This is a genomic window from Streptomyces sp. NPDC006733, from assembly GCF_040636125.1.
GTDB lineage: Bacteria > Actinomycetota > Actinomycetes > Streptomycetales > Streptomycetaceae > Actinacidiphila.
This window is the reverse complement of sequence record NZ_JBEYJD010000013.1, coordinates 54,043-68,198: the sequence shown is the minus strand read 5'-3', so window position 1 is coordinate 68,198 and position 14,156 is coordinate 54,043. Positions and strand designations below refer to the sequence as shown.

Annotated in this window: 11 protein-coding genes; 6 read left to right on the top strand and 5 right to left on the bottom strand. The window is 73.3% G+C overall.

All coding sequences use genetic code 11. The features are described from left to right. Positions 1-462 precede the first annotated feature (462 nt). The 5 genes from ABZ721_RS14030 to ABZ721_RS14010 all read left to right on the top strand — a co-directional run bounded on the left by ABZ721_RS14030 (position 463) and on the right by ABZ721_RS14010 (position 6,347). Positions 463-1,857, top strand: coding sequence for a DUF4331 domain-containing protein (locus tag ABZ721_RS14030; protein WP_358788865.1), 1,395 nt, complete (start codon positions 463-465; stop codon positions 1,855-1,857). Positions 1,858-1,932: 75 nt separating this feature from the next. Further along, positions 1,933-3,237 (top strand): tetratricopeptide repeat protein, encoded by a 1,305-nt coding sequence (locus ABZ721_RS14025; protein WP_358788864.1) that lies wholly within the window; start codon positions 1,933-1,935, stop codon positions 3,235-3,237. Then, positions 3,234-4,997: a hypothetical protein gene (locus ABZ721_RS14020; protein WP_358788863.1), complete on the top strand. Its 1,764-nt coding sequence runs from the start codon at positions 3,234-3,236 to the stop codon at positions 4,995-4,997. Before ABZ721_RS14025 ends, ABZ721_RS14020 begins: the two co-directional genes overlap by 4 nt. Before the next feature lie 53 nt (positions 4,998-5,050). Further along, positions 5,051-5,368 (top strand): hypothetical protein, encoded by a 318-nt coding sequence (locus tag ABZ721_RS14015; RefSeq protein WP_358788862.1) that lies wholly within the window; start codon positions 5,051-5,053, stop codon positions 5,366-5,368. Positions 5,369-5,618: 250 nt separating this feature from the next. Continuing rightward, positions 5,619-6,347, top strand: a complete 729-nt coding sequence (locus ABZ721_RS14010) for a helix-turn-helix domain-containing protein (protein ID WP_358788861.1) — start codon at positions 5,619-5,621, stop codon at positions 6,345-6,347. A 102-nt stretch (positions 6,348-6,449) separates the two neighbouring features. Here the strand turns inward: ABZ721_RS14010 and ABZ721_RS14005 are convergent, their stop codons facing one another. After that, positions 6,450-7,547, bottom strand: a complete 1,098-nt coding sequence (locus tag ABZ721_RS14005) for a YncE family protein (RefSeq protein ID WP_358788860.1) — start codon at positions 7,545-7,547, stop codon at positions 6,450-6,452. A 196-nt stretch (positions 7,548-7,743) separates the two neighbouring features. Here ABZ721_RS14005 and fes point away from each other — a divergent pair, with 196 nt between their 5' ends. After that, positions 7,744-9,015: an enterochelin esterase gene (gene fes, locus ABZ721_RS14000; protein ID WP_358788859.1), complete on the top strand. Its 1,272-nt coding sequence runs from the start codon at positions 7,744-7,746 to the stop codon at positions 9,013-9,015. 61 nt (positions 9,016-9,076) lie between these two features. On the opposite strand, the gene ABZ721_RS13995 is transcribed toward fes, so the two are convergent. Genes ABZ721_RS13995 through ABZ721_RS13980 form a run of 4 tightly spaced genes read right to left on the bottom strand, consistent with a single transcriptional unit; the run spans position 9,077 to position 14,089 of the window. Next, on the bottom strand, positions 9,077-9,283 hold the full coding sequence (locus ABZ721_RS13995; protein ID WP_358788858.1) for an MbtH family protein: 207 nt from the start codon (positions 9,281-9,283) through the stop codon (positions 9,077-9,079). Next, complete coding sequence (locus ABZ721_RS13990; RefSeq protein WP_358788857.1) at positions 9,280-13,218, bottom strand: amino acid adenylation domain-containing protein; 3,939 nt, start codon at positions 13,216-13,218, stop codon at positions 9,280-9,282. Before ABZ721_RS13990 ends, ABZ721_RS13995 begins: the two co-directional genes overlap by 4 nt. Further along, entirely contained in the window at positions 13,215-13,442 is a 228-nt protein-coding gene (locus tag ABZ721_RS13985) for a phosphopantetheine-binding protein (RefSeq protein WP_358788856.1), read from the bottom strand. The genes ABZ721_RS13990 and ABZ721_RS13985 overlap by 4 nt, the downstream gene beginning before the upstream one ends. 5 nt (positions 13,443-13,447) lie before the next feature. Continuing rightward, on the bottom strand, positions 13,448-14,089 hold the full coding sequence (locus tag ABZ721_RS13980; RefSeq protein WP_358788855.1) for an isochorismatase family protein: 642 nt from the start codon (positions 14,087-14,089) through the stop codon (positions 13,448-13,450). Between the last annotated feature and the right edge of the window lie 67 nt (positions 14,090-14,156).

Sequence of the window (14,156 nt, the reverse complement as noted above, 5' to 3'; positions counted from 1 at the left end):
CCACCCCGTAGCGACCCTCCGCGGAGCGGCCCCGCGAAGAGACCGACCGCGGAGCGGCCCGCCGCGGAGGGAAACCCTCCGCCACGAGGGATTCACCGTGCGCCGGCCGCCCGCCCGCGTACGGATTCAGCCACTTTCCCCGCGCCGCCGCGCGGAGACCTGTCAGGACCGCGGCGGGAAGCGAGAACCTCACTGAGGTTTCGACGTTCTGGTGTTGCGTCGGCGAGGGCGGAGGATCGGGTTCAGCCGTGCATGTATGCGGGGACCCGGTGATGTGCGGGTGGCTGGAAACATCGGCCTGCCGGGGTGGCGTGGCAGTGGTGGCAATCCGGTGGTCGTGCGGATGCGAAGAGGGTTCGGAGGGCTTGGCCCTCCGCGACATCACCCTCATCCGCAGAGAAAAGACCATCGATGATCTCAAGAAAAACCCACTCCGTAATCGGTCGGTGGAAGTCCGCGGCCATGATGCTGGCGCTCGGTTCGGCCGTCGCCGGTGCCGCCCTCGCCGGCCCCGGAGCCGGCGTCGGACAGGCGTCCAGCCACCGGGAAGCGCCGTTGATCGCGGCCGACCCGCAGCTGGACAACACCGACGTGTACGCGTTCACCAGCCCGGACAAGCCCGACACCGTGACGCTGACGGCCAACTGGATCCCGTTCCAGGAGCCGAACGGCGGACCCAACTTCTACCCGTGGTCCACTGACGCGCACTACGACATCAACATCGACAGCCAGGGCACCGGCAAGCCAGACCTGACCTACCGGTGGACGTTCCGCGACGAGGACCGGCGGGGCGGGAAGACGTTCCTCTACAACAACGGCGTCGTGAACAACCTGAACGACAAGACGCTGCTGTTCCGCCAGCACTACACCCTGCAGGAGCTCCGTCCGGGCAAGAAGCCGGTCACGCTGGTCGCGGACGGCATCGCCGCACCGTCCAACGTCGGCAAGGCGTCGATACCGAACTACGGCAGGCTCCGCGACCAGGCCACGCAGCAGCTGCCGGGTGGCGGCCAGACGGTCGTCACGCAGGCCGCCGACCCGTTCTTCCTGGACCTGCGGGTCTTCGACCTGCTCTACGGCGGTGACCTCTCCGAGACCGGACAGGACACCGTCAAGGGCTACAACGTCAACACGGTCTCCATCCAGGTGCCCAAGTCCGTGCTGGCCTTCAAGGGCGACGCGCAGCGCAACCCGGTGATCGGTGTGTGGAGCACCACCGAGCGGCGCACCCTGCAGCTCAGCCCCGGCAAGCAGACCCCCACGGGCAAGTACGTGCAGGTCTCCCGCCTGGGCAACCCGCTGGTGAACGAGGTTGTGGTGCCCGCCGGGCTGAAGGACGCGTTCAACGCGCTGCCGCCGTCCGAGGACCGCAAGCAGCCGAAGGTCGTCGCGAGGGTACTCGACCCCGAGGTGCCGCAGCTCATCAAGAGCATCTACGGCATTCCGGCGCCGGCCACCCCGCGCAAGGACCTGCAGGAGATCTTCCTGACGGGGATCGCGAAGGAGACCAAGGGCCCGCTGGCCGTCGACCTCAACTCGCAGCTGCTGAACCTCGACATCAACAAGAAGTGGTTCGTTCCCGCGGAGGAACTGCGGCTGAACATGTCGACACCGGTGACCGCCGACCCGGACCGTCTCGGTGTGCTGGGCGGTGACTTCCAGGGCTTCCCCAACGGACGCCGCATGGCTGACGACGTCCTCGACATCGAGCTCCAAGCACTCGAAGGGGCCACTCCCGGTCACCTGATCAAGGCGCTGGCCGCAGGTGACGGCGTCGACGGGCCGGGCACCCCGTTCGGGACCACGTTCCCGTACGTCGCCCTGCCCTACACCGGCTCGGTCAACCAAGCCGGTTAGCCCAGAACCGGCCGGTGCGGGTCAATGCCTCCGGCCCGCACCGGCCTCACCGTCACCCAGAGAGGGAACCCGTCCATGCGCCGCCTCGCCCTGTTCGCCACCGCCGCCGTACTGTGTGCCGGCCTGACCGGTTTCGCGGCGCTGGAACACCGCTCCGACACCTCCGGCTCCGCTCCCACCAGAATCGCCGGCGCTCGCACCTCGCCCACGGCCGCCACGCTCATCAGCAAGCTCCAGGACCACCTGCGCCGGCAGCCGGCCGACGCGGACTCGTGGGCGCAGTTGGGTTCCGCGTACGTGGAGCAGGCGCGGCTGACCGTCGACCCCACGCTGTACCCGAAGGCCGAAACGGCCCTGCGGCGCTCGTTGAAGGTGCGGCCGGACGCCAACACGGCCGCGCAGACCGGCATGGCCGGGCTGGCCAACGCCCGCCACCAGTTCGCCCAGGCCCGCACCTGGGCCGAGCAGGCGATCCAGAGCAATCCGTACGCGTGGGCGGCCTACGGGGCGCTGGCCGACGCGCTGACCCAACTCGGGGACGACACCGGCGCGCAGGCGGCCGTGCAGCGGATGCTGGACCTGCACCCGTCGACCGCGTCGTTCACCCGCGCCTCCTACACCCTGGAACTGCAGGGCCGGACCGATGAGGCCACGCAAGCCCTCCAGCGCGCCCTGGAGGATGCCTCCAGCCCCGCCGACCAGGCGTTCTGTCAGCACTACCTCGGTGAGCTCGCTTTTAACACCGGCAAGATCCCGCAGGCGTTGGAGCACTACCGCAAAGCGTTGGCGCTGGATGCCTCCTACACCCCGGCGCTGGCCGGGGTCGCCCGCGCGGAGGCCGCGTTGGGCCGCACCGCGCAGGCCGTCACCGATTACCAGGCGGCCATCGCGCGGGTTCCGCAACCGCAGTACGTGCTCGAACTCGGGGAACTGCTGGAGTCCTTGGGCCGAACTACCGAGGCGAAGGCGCAGTACGCGGTGCTGGAGGCCGAGCAGAAGCTGTTCACCGCCAACGGGGTCGTGGACGACCTGAACCTGGGCCAGTACCAGGCCGACCACGGTGACCCGCAGCTCGCCGTCACCCTGCTCACCGCCGAGTGGGGCCGCCGCCACGCTGTGCAGGTCGCCGACGCCCTGGGCTGGGCCCTGCACCGCGCCGGCCGCGACCAGCAGGCGCTGCCGCTGGCGCGGGAGGCGGGCCGGCTCGGCTGGCGCGACGCCACCGTGTCCTACCACCGCGGCGTCATCGAGCAGGCGCTCGGCAACGACCAGGCCGCACGCACCGACCTGACGGCCGCCCTGGCCGCCAACCCCGCCTTCTCACCGCTGCACGCCCCCGACGCCCAAGCGCGCCTCGCCCGCCTCCAAGGACACCAATGAACCGCATCCTCACGCGCCCACGCCCTCGCACACACCGTGCCGCACTGCTCCTGATCGGCATCCCGGTCCTGCTCTGCCTGGCCGCGCCCACCGCGTCCGCCCACCCGCTCGGCAACTTCACCGTCAACCGCTACGACGGGCTGACCCTGCACCCGGACCGCGTCGACGACCTCGCCGTCGTGGACACCGCCGAGATCCCCACCCTCCAGGCCAAGCCCGGCCTGGACACCGACCACGACGGAGTGGTCGGCCCCGCCGAGGCCGCCGCCCACGCCCGGACGGCCTGTGCCACGCTCGCCGACGGCATCAGGGCCACGGCCGGCCCGCGGGGCGAGAGCGTGGCGCGCGCGGCCCAGTTGCGCTTCCAGGTGCGCTCGGCCGACTACCGGCTCTTACCCGGACAGGCGGGTCTGGACAGTGGCCGCCTGGAGTGCCGGCTGACGGCCCCGGCGGACCTCGGAACGGTCGGGGGCGTCGAGTTCTCCACGGGTGCGGACCCGGCGCGGATCGGCTGGCACGAGATCACCGCGAGGGGCGACGGGGTGCGCATCGGCACCTCCGACGTACCGGCGACCTCCCTCTCGAACGAGCTGCGGAAGTACCCCGCCGACCTGCTGTCCGACCCGCCCGACGCCCGGCAGGCGCACGTGTCCCTGGGATCGGGCCCGGGGGCCGCCGTTCCCGGCGCGCCGGGGAGCAACTGGTTCGGGAGCTGGTACGCCACGCTCGACGCGAAGCTCGGCTCCCTGACCGACCGCGAACAACTCACCTTCCCCGTCGGCCTGTTGGCCGTGCTGCTGGCGCTCGTCCTGGGCGCCGGGCACGCCGCGCTGCCGGGACACGGCAAGACCATCATGGCCGCGTACCTCGCCGGACGGCAGGGCAGGCCGCGCGACGCGGTGACGGTCGCGTCGACCGTCACCCTCACCCACACCGCGTCCGTCCTGGTCCTGGGGACCGCGTTGAGCGTGTCGTCCGCGCTCGTCGGGGAGGTGGCACTCGCCTGGCTCGGCACCGTCGCCGGCCTGGTCATCGTCGCCGCGGGCCTCTGGCTCCTGCCGGCCGCCCTCCGCACGCTGCGGGCCCGCCGGGGCGCGGATTCCGTGCCGCACGAGCACACGCACAGCCATCACGGACACACCCATCCGCACACGCACGACGTACCGGCCGCCGTCGAACTCGTCTCGGTCGGGGGCACGGCCGTCGCGCAGGGGGTGACCCGACACGAGACCGCCGTCCACAGCCACGACGCGCACGAGCACAACCATCGTCACGATGCGCACGACCACCACCACGGTCACCCGCACGGCCACGACGTCCACGGCCACGACGTCCACGGCCACGACGTCCACGGCCACGACGTCCACAGCCATGACGTCCACAGCCACAGCCACGGCCTGTTCGGCCATCACCACCACGGCAAGCCGGCGGCCGGCGCCCGGAAGGGCGGCCTGATCGGCATCGGTATCGCCGGCGGGCTGGTTCCCAGCCCTTCCGCGCTGATCGTCCTGCTGGGCTCCATCGCCCTGGGCAGGACCGTCTTCGGCATCGCCCTCGTCGTCTGCTACGGCCTGGGCATGGCCGCCACCCTGGCCGCAGCCGGGCTGTTCCTGCTCAAACTGCGCGACCGGATCCCGGCCCTGAACGGCGGAGCCGTCGGCCGGTTCGCGGCGTGGGGCGCGCGCGTGACCCCACTCGGCACCGCTCTGCTCATCCTCGCAGTCGGCCTGGGCACCGCTTTACGCGCCCTGCCGCTGTGACCACTGACCACCACCGCTGACCCACCGTCACTTCACACGACAGGAAATCAACCATGCCCTCACACGTCGGCACCCGCTTGGCCACCCTGTTCCTGCTCGGCGCGCTCGCGCTCGTCGGCTGCGGCCCCACCGAAGCGGGTACCGGGGCCATCGACACCGCCTCCGACGCCAAGACGCCCGCCTGCCGCGCTCATCAGACCGTGCTGCCCAGCGAGGACTACTCAGGGGGGAAGGAGGCCGACATGAAGTCCGTCCTCACCATGCTGCGGTACTACACCGCCAAGGGGGCCTTACCGTTCTGCGACGGCAAGCCCGCCAACGAGCAGGACACCGCCTGGGTCAAGCTCTACACCTACCTCACCAAGCCCTGACGACCACCCGCGCCCGGCGCTCCGGTCCACCGACCGGGACGCCGGGCAGCGGCACGTCGACCCGCCGGGTGCAGTACCCCCCGTCCACGCCGCCGTGCGTACGGAACTCACGCTCCCCGGTGGTGAACCCGGGCGGTGCCGGAGCCGTACCTCCTGCAGAGCGGCCGGAGAGCAGCCGGAGAGCAGCCGGGTCGAGACGGGGGTCTCATCGATGGGGCAGTTGAAGGAACAACTGGACAGACCGGGCGGGATGACGCCCACGGCCGGACCGTCGGGGGGCCTCCGGCCGTGGGCCAACGGGCGCGGGGTGCTGCAGGGGGCCTTCGGGCTGCTGGGCGCCGTCGACCGGGCGGGGGAAGCCGGGCTGACGCGCCTCGCGGCGGAGTGCGGGCTGCCGAAGACCACCGCGTACCGGCTGCTGGAGCAGCTGGTCGCGCTGAACGCCGTCGAGCGGTGCCGCGGGGGGTACCGGATGGGCCCGCGCATGTTCCGGCTCGGCCAGGAGTGGCAGCCGCATCCGGGGCTGCGGGCCGCGGTGCGCGACCCCGTACGCCGCCTGGTGGGCGCGACCGGCGCGACCGTGGGCATCAGCGCGCTGCGGGAGGGGCAGACGCTGGTGCTGGACTGGATACCCGGTGAGGACACGGCGCTGCCGCCGCCGCGTGGCGGCACCGTCTGGCCGTGGTTCACCGCGGCGGGCAAGGTGCTGGTGGCCGGAACCGGGCACACCCTCCCGCTCGACCGGCTCCCCGCGTCCTGGCCCCGCGAGGCGGAGCGCGTCCGCGAGCGCGGCGTGGCCTTCGACCGCGAGGAGGTCGTGCCGGGCGTGTGCTGCGTGGCGGTGCCGCTGCACGCCGCGGACCGCGTCCCCGTGGCGGCACTGTGCGTCCTGACCCGACCCGCCCAGCACCTGGAACGCCTCGCGGACGTCGTCCAGCGCACGGGTCGGGCGATCAGCGCCTCCCTGCGGGGCCGTTGAGCGCTCGCGGTCGCCGCCACTGCTGCTCCCGGACGGGGACTCCGTCCGGGAGCAGCTCACGCGGGGCCGGTACACGCCCTCTGAGCGCCCCGGCCGTGCGGGTCAGCGGCCGAAGGTGATCCGGTGGATCGAGTCGGGCAGGCCGCTGCCGCGGGGGCCGGACTTGTCGACCGCGAAGACGCCGCGCGGGGTGACCGTCACATGGTTCGTCTTGGCGCCCGTCGCCAGTTCCGCGACGGTGGCGCCGGTGTTCGGGTTGACGACCTTGGTGGTGCCGGACGTCTGCAGGCCCACGTACAGCAGGCCGGTGCGCGGGTCGGTGGCGACGGAGAGGGTGCCGGCGCCGGTGTCGATGGTCCGTACGGTCGTGCCGGTGCGCAGGTCGACCACGGACACCCGGCCGTTCTTCAGGTCGGCGACGTAGGCGGTGCGGCCGGTGCGGTCCAGGGACACGTCGAGCAGGGAGCCGCCCGCGACCGGGATGAAGCGCGGCTCCACGGAGGCCTTCGGGGAGACGGCGATGAGCCGCTCCTTGCTGAGGTCCGTGACGTAGACGGTGCCGGTGCGCCGGTCGACGGTGAGGCCGGCGGGGCTCGACCCCTCCACGTGGACGCGCCGGATCTCCTTGAGCGTGCGGGTGTCGTAGACGACGACGCTGCCGTCACCGAGGGCGGTGGCGTACGCGCGGTTGCGCGCCTCGTCGACCAGGACCTCGCGGGCGTGTCCGACGCCCGCGAAGGAGGCGAGGTGCTTGCCGGTGCGCTGGCTGTACACGGCGACCGAGTTGTTGCGGGTGTTGGTCGTCCAGACGGTGTCGTTGCGGTCGTCCACGGCCACGCCGTAGACCGCCTCGACGGCGCCGGTCGCGGCGTCGGTGACCGGCGGGGTGATGGTCTTCTCGACCTTCAGGGTGCGCGGGTCCACCCGGAGCAGCTGGGACGTGGTGCCGGAGGCCGCGGTGACCCAGAGGTCGTCGTGCCGCTGGGAGTACGCGGTCTGGTAGAGGCCGCTGGTGAGCGCGGCCGAGGTGACCTGGTAGGTGGGGGCGGCGTGCCGGGAGGCCGCTGCCGTCTGCGCTGCCGGCGTCCGGGCCGTGGCCGAGGGGGCGTTGACGCCGCCGACCATCGCGCCGACGACCAGTGCGGCGCTGACCGCGAGTGTCGCGCGGCGCCGGGTGGATCGGATGCCACTGTTACCCATGTCGACTCCTTGGATAGGGGTATCTGCCGAACAGCCGGGTCCCACCGTTCCGGACCCGTCGAGAATGAAGGTTAGCCTAACCTAAGTTGATGATGGTGGCAGGGCCGGTTTCCGGTCGGGTACCCCCGCGATCAGGGCAGGTAAGGTCAGCCTCACTTGCTCTGCCCGATGGCCGACACCGGAGGACGCACCGCTCATGCTGCCCGCACCACCGACCGGAACCCCCAGCCGCCCGCCGCGCATCCCGCGACCGGCCCCCGTCGAACGGGCGGAGAGCCGTCGGATCGCCGAGCTGGCGCAGCGGCCGGAGACCGAGGAGGCGTTCTGGGACGCGGTGCGCGAGGAGGGGGCCCCGCTCGTCGAGGCGGCGCCCGACGGGGACGCGGAGCACGTCGTCGTCACCTTCGTGTGGCGCGGCACGTCCGCGACCCGCAACGTCCTGGCGCTGCCCAACAAGGTGCTGGACCCGGCCGACTGGAGCCGCAACCTGATGCGCCAGGTGCCGGGTACCCACGTGTGGCACTGGTCGGTGCGGATGCGGGCCGACTGGCGGGCCAGTTACGTGCTGTGCGTGGACGAGGGGCAGGCGCCGGCCGGGGTCGAAGGCCCGGCCTACGGCCAGTGGCTGCGCGGCCAGGGGCGCCGTGACCCCTGCAACTCCGGTGCGCAGCCGCGCCGCTGGGGCGGCGAGCCGATGTCGGTGGTGTCCCTCCCGGCCGCGGCCGACCGCGCCGGGAGCACCGACCGCAACGGGAGCGCTGCCCGTCGCGCGCCCGGCACCGTCACCGTGCACCGGGTGCGCAGCGCCGCACTGGGCAACGAGCGCCGGGTGTGGGTGTACGCGCCGGCCGGCCACGACCTGGCCGAACTGCCCGTCGCGGTGCTCTTCGACGGCGAGATGTGGGAACCGGAACTGCGCCTGTCGCAGGCGCTGGACACGCTGCCGCCGATGGTGGTGCTGATGCCCGAGTCCCTCGGCGGCGACACCCGGTGGAGCGAACTGGCCTGCAGCGAGGCGTTCGCCGACTTCCTCTCCACCGAGCTGCTGCCCTGGGCGGCGGAGCGCTGGCCGCTCACCGCCGACCCGGCCCGCACGGTCCTCGCCGGTCAGAGCCTCGGCGGCCTGACCGCGGCCTACGCGGCGCTGCGCGAGCCGGGCCGGTTCGGAGTGGCGCTGTCCCAGTCGGGCTCCTTCTGGTGGCCCAGCGGGACCCCGGACGAGCGCGGCGCCGAGTGGCTGACGGACCGGATCGCCGAACTCCCGCCCCTGCCGGTGCGCTTCGTGCTCTCCGCGGGCCTTCAGGAGTGGGTCCTGCTCCCGGCCAACCGCCGGCTGCGGGACGTACTGCTGGCCAAGGGATACGACGTGGACTACCGCGAGTTCAACGGCGGCCACGACTACCTGTGCTGGCGCGACGAACTCGTCGCGGCGCTCGGAGCCGTGGCCGGACCGTTCGCCGGGTCCTGAACTGCCTGTTCCAGAGCTGCCGCCGGCACCGGGCGATCGCCGCCGCCCGGTGCCGGCGGCCTCAGAGCGCCACCGTCCAGTGCTCCTCGACGTGGGCCGAGCAGTTGTCGTGCGAGTCGGGTCCGTACACCTGGGTCCAGCCGCCCGGCACCTGGGCGAACGCGGGCCACAGCGAGTACTCGCCCGCCGCGTTGCGCAGCACCAGGTGGGTGGGTCCGGCCGCGCGCCCGCTGTCCGGGTCGGCGTCGAAGGGGCTGTGGCGGGTCATCGGTTCACGCTCCCGAGGTGGTCGACGAGGCCGGCGGCGATGCGCGCGATCGGTCCGGCTCCGGTCATCTCCTGGTGCAGGCAGTCGATGTCCCGGTTGACGATCCCGCCGGTGACGTACGGCCGCCAGGCCTCCCTGGTCAGCCACGTCTCGGCGCGGGGCGCCGTCGCGGTGAAGAAGACCAGGTCGCCGTCGAACCGCTCGTGCGCGTGCTCGCGCATCAGCCGGGCGTTGTTGACGACGATCCCGGTGACCGCGGACAGGGTGAACTCCGGCAGCCCGGCCAGCGCGCTGCCCTCGTTCCGCAGCAGTTCGACCGCCGCGTCGCGATCCAGTGCCCGGCCCGGGTCGACGCCCGCCATCCGCAGCAGCGCCGTGAGCGCGTCCGCGTCCGTCGGGCCCGCCTGGTCGCGCCACTGGTCGGACGGGTAGGCGTCCATGAGCGCGAGCAGTTCGACCGTCTCGCCCTGGCGTTGCAGGTGGACGGCGACGGTGTGGGCGATGACGCCGCCCACCGACCAGCCCAGCAGCCGGTAGGGCCCCTGCGGCTGCACCGACTTCAGGTGCCGCAGGTAGTCCGCGGCCATGTCGTCCATGGAGGACGGGTACTCCTGCGGCGCGGTCAGCCCGCGGGCCTGGAGCCCGTGGACCGGCTGGTCGGGGCCGAGTGCGGCCAGCAGGCCGGAGTAGCACCAGCTGATGCCGCCCGCCGGGTGGAAGACGAACAGCGGGGTGCGGGTGCCGGTGGCGCGCAGCGGCAGCAGCACGCCCAGCGCCTCGTCGCCGCCCCCGGACGCGGGGTCGTGCAGCCGGGCCGCGAGCGCGGCGGGGGAGGGCGCCTGGAAGAGGGCGCCGATGGGGAGTTCGACGCCCAGGGTCGCGCGGATCCGCGCGACCAGCCGGGCGGCCAGCAGCGAGTTGCCGCCCAGGTCGAAGAAGCCGCTCTCGGCGCCGACCCGGTCCACGCCGAGCACCTCGGCGAAGAGCCGGGTCAAGGTCTCCTCCCGGGGGGTGCGCGGAGCGCGGCCCGGCGCGCCGGGGTCGATGCCGGGCGCGGGCAGCGCGGACCGGTCCAGCTTGCCGTTCGGGCTGAGCGGGAACGCCTCCAGCGCGACGATCGCACCGGGCACCATGTGCTCGGGCAGCACCGCCCGCAGGGCGGCGGGATCGGCGGCCGCGTCCGCCGGGGTGACGTAGCCGACGAGCCGCTGGTCGCCCGGCCGGTCCTCGCGGACCAGGACGCAGGCCGAACCGACGCCGGGAAGGGCCGCCAGCGCGGCCTCGATCTCGCCGGGCTCGATCCGCTGCCCCCGCAGCTTCACCTGGTGGTCGGTGCGCCCCAGGTAGGCGACGCTGCCGTCGGGCAGCCAGCACGCGAGGTCGCCGGTGCGGTACATCCGGGCGCCGTCTGGGCCGAACGGGTCCGCGACGAAGCGGGACGCGGTGAGCGCGGCCCGGCCGAGGTAGCCGCGCGCGAGCTGGGTGCCCGCCAGGAACAGTTCACCGGTGACGCCCGGCGGGCAGGGCCGCAGCGCCGCGTCGAGCACGTACAGGCGGGTGTTCCAGACCGGCTTGCCGATCGGGACCGGGCCCTGCTGCCCCGGCTCGCACGGGTGGTACGTGACGTCGACCGCGGCCTCGGTCGGCCCGTAGAGGTTGTGCAGGCCGACGCCCGGGAGCACGGCGTGGAACTGCTCGGCGGTCCCCGCCGGCAGGGCCTCGCCGCTGCAGAACACCCGGCGCAGCCCCGAACATCCGCCCGCGGCCGGGTCGGTGAGGAAGACCTGCAGCATGGAGGGGACGAAGTGGACGGTGGTGACGCGCTCCTCGGCGATGACCCGCGCGAGGTACGCCGGGTCCTTGTGGCCCTCGGGCCGCGCCACGACCAGGGCGGCGCCGTGCCGCAGCGCCCAGAAGAACTCCCAGACCGAGACGTCGAAGCCGGACGGCGTCTTCTGCAGGATCCGGTCCCCGGCCTCCAGCGGGTAGGTGCCCTGCATCCAGCGCAGCCGGTTGTCGATCGCCCCGTGCGTCACGACGACACCCTTGGGGCGGCCGGTCGAACCGGAGGTGTAGATCACGTAGGCGGGGTGCTGCGGGGTCAGCGCCCGGCCGGGGTCGGTCGCGTAGTAGCCGCTGAGGTCGGTGCGGTCCACCAGCACGACGGGCAGCGCGAGTTCGGCGGGCAGCGCGCCGCGGGTCGCGCTGTCGGTCACGACGCAGGCCGGGCGGGCGTCGCCGAGCATGTACGCGAGCCGCTCCGCGGGGTAGTCCGGGTCGAGCGGCAGGTAGGCGCCGCCCGCCTTGAGGATCGCGAGCAGGGAGACGATCAGGTCGGCGGAGCGCGGTACGGCGACCGCCGCGAGCACCCCCGGGCCGACGCCGAGGCCCCGCAGGTGGCGGGCGAGGCGGTTGGCACGGGCGTTGAGCTCGCGGTAGGTGAGTTCGCTGCCCTCGAAGACCAGCGCGACGGCGTCCGGGGTGCGCACCGCCTGCGCCTCGATCGGGCCGATGAGCGTGGTGGGGGGCAGCGCCCGGGTGGTCGCGTTGAACTCGGTCACCGTCAGGGCGCGTTCGGCGGCGGTGGTGATGCCCGTCAGGGCCTGCGGGAGCTGCGGGTCGGCCGCGGTGAGCTCCTCCAGCAGGTGCAGGAAGCGCGTCTGGTGGGCGGTGAGGGCGGCCTCGGTGTAGAGCGCGGGGTTGCCGTCGTAGTCGATCCGCAGACCGGAGCCGTCGGCCCGGTCGTAGATGTTGACGGTCAGGTCCTCGACCGGGCCCGCGGACAGGTTGTGCGGGGTGGAGGGGGCCCCGGCGAACGTCAGCGCGTAGTCGAACGGCATCACGTTGACCAGGGGGCCGACTAGTGCCCGGCCCTCGCCCAGCAGCCCGAGGTCGCGGCGGATGTCCTCGTAGCGGTACCGCTGGTGCCTGCGGATCGACCGGATGCCGAGGACGACCTGCCGCACCAGCTGCCGGAAGCTCTCGTCGGGCCGCACCCGCACCCGCAGCGGCAGCACGTTCATGACCATGCCCGGCACGCGCAGGGCCGCGGAGCCCATCCGCCCCATCATCGGCACACCCAGCACGACTTCGTCCGCGCCGGCGGCCCGCGACAGGTACAGCGCCTGGGCGGCGATCAGCACGTCGGGCCAGGTGGCCTTCACCGAGGCGGCGAGGTCGCGGATGCGGGTCGACAGCTCCGGGCCGAGGTGCGCGGTCCTCCGCACGAAGGTGCGCGACGGCAGCGCGGTGCGGTCCGCGAGGACGGGCACGGCGGGCCGGTCGGCGAAGGCATCGCGCCAGTGCGCGCGGTCGGCCTCGAACGCCTCGCCCGCCCGGTAGGCGGCGTCGTCGGCGACGAGTTCGGCCAGCCGGCCGAAGGGGCTCGGGCCGGCCTCCGCGCCGCCGGCGAGCGCCGAGTACACCTCGGCGACCCTGCGGGCCAGCAGCGAGTACCCGAAGCCGTCCATCACCGCGTGGTGGATGCGCTGGTACCAGAGCCAGCGGTGGTCGCCGACCCGGAACAGGGCCTGCGCGAACGGCGGTCCGGCCGCCAGGTCGAACGGGACGGCGAGGTCGGAGCGCATCCACGCGGCGGCGGCACGGTCCGGGTCGGGCTCCGCGCGCAGGTCGGCGGTGTGCAGCGGGAAGCCGGCGCCCGGCGCCGCCACGGTCAGCGGCAGCTGGCGGGGGCCGTCGGGCGTCTCGACCAGCCGCACGCGCAGCGCGTCGCACTCGCCGACCGTGCGGTGCAGGGCCGCGGCGAACAACGCCGGGTCCACATCCCCGTGGATCTCCACGTACTCGGCGGTGTTCAGCGCCGGACCGGCCGGGTCGAGGCACTGCGCGAACCACATGCCGCGCTGGGCGGCGGTCAGCGGCAGGCCGGCGGCGTCGGCCACCGCCGGGCTCCCGGGGTCGAGCACGGCCGTCATGCGCCGACCCCCGGCAGCGCCACCCACGCCTCGATGGCCGGCTGCTCCGCCAGCTCGACGAAGGTCACCTCCACGCCCTCGCGGCGCCAGCGCTCGACGAGGGTCATGATGCGGACCGAGTCCAGGCCGTAGTCGACGAGGTTCTCGTCGAACGGGATGTCCTGCGGGTCCTCGTCCAGGACCTCGGCGACGTCGTGGCGGATGCGCTCGCGGGTGAGTGCCATGCGGGTCACTTCCCTTCGGGGGTCTGGAAGACGGCGTCGGCGGTGGTGACCACGGCGCACCGGCCGGCCGCCCACCGCAGGGCCATGTGGTGGTCGGCCTCGCTGAAGTCGGCGACCGCGTCGGCGACGACGAACGCCTGGATGTCGCGCATCCACGCGTCGCAGGCGCTCATCAGGACGCCGATGTGCGCGTACACCCCGACGACGATCAGCTGGTCGCGGCCCTGTTCGCGCATCATCGCGGCCAGTTCGGTGCGCACGAAGGCGCTGTACTTCCACTTGGTCAGCACGGTGTCGCCCGCCGCGGGGGCCACCGCGTCCGCGACCGCCGCGGCCCGTGCGTCGGCCGGCAGCCCCGGACCCCAGAAGTCCTGCTGCAGACCGCGCTCGGCGGCGCTCTGGCCGCCGGGCTGCGCGGAGTACACCACCGGGACGCCGAGCCGCTCGCACTCCTTGCGCAGCAGCGCGATGTTGCCGAGCAGTTCGGTGACGGGCGAGGCGCCCGGGGTGAAGGCGTCGAGGAAATAGTTCTGCAGGTCGTGGACGAGCAGCAGCGCGCGGTCGGGGTCGACCGTCCAGTCGACCCGGTTGGCCGGGAGGCTGTCGGGGGTCGGCATCGGGTAGGGCGCGATGGCTGGCAGGGCCATGGGATTCTTCCTCGGTTCGGTGCTGCGGGGCGGCGGTGGGGGTGGTTCGCGGGGCGTGGCGCGGGTG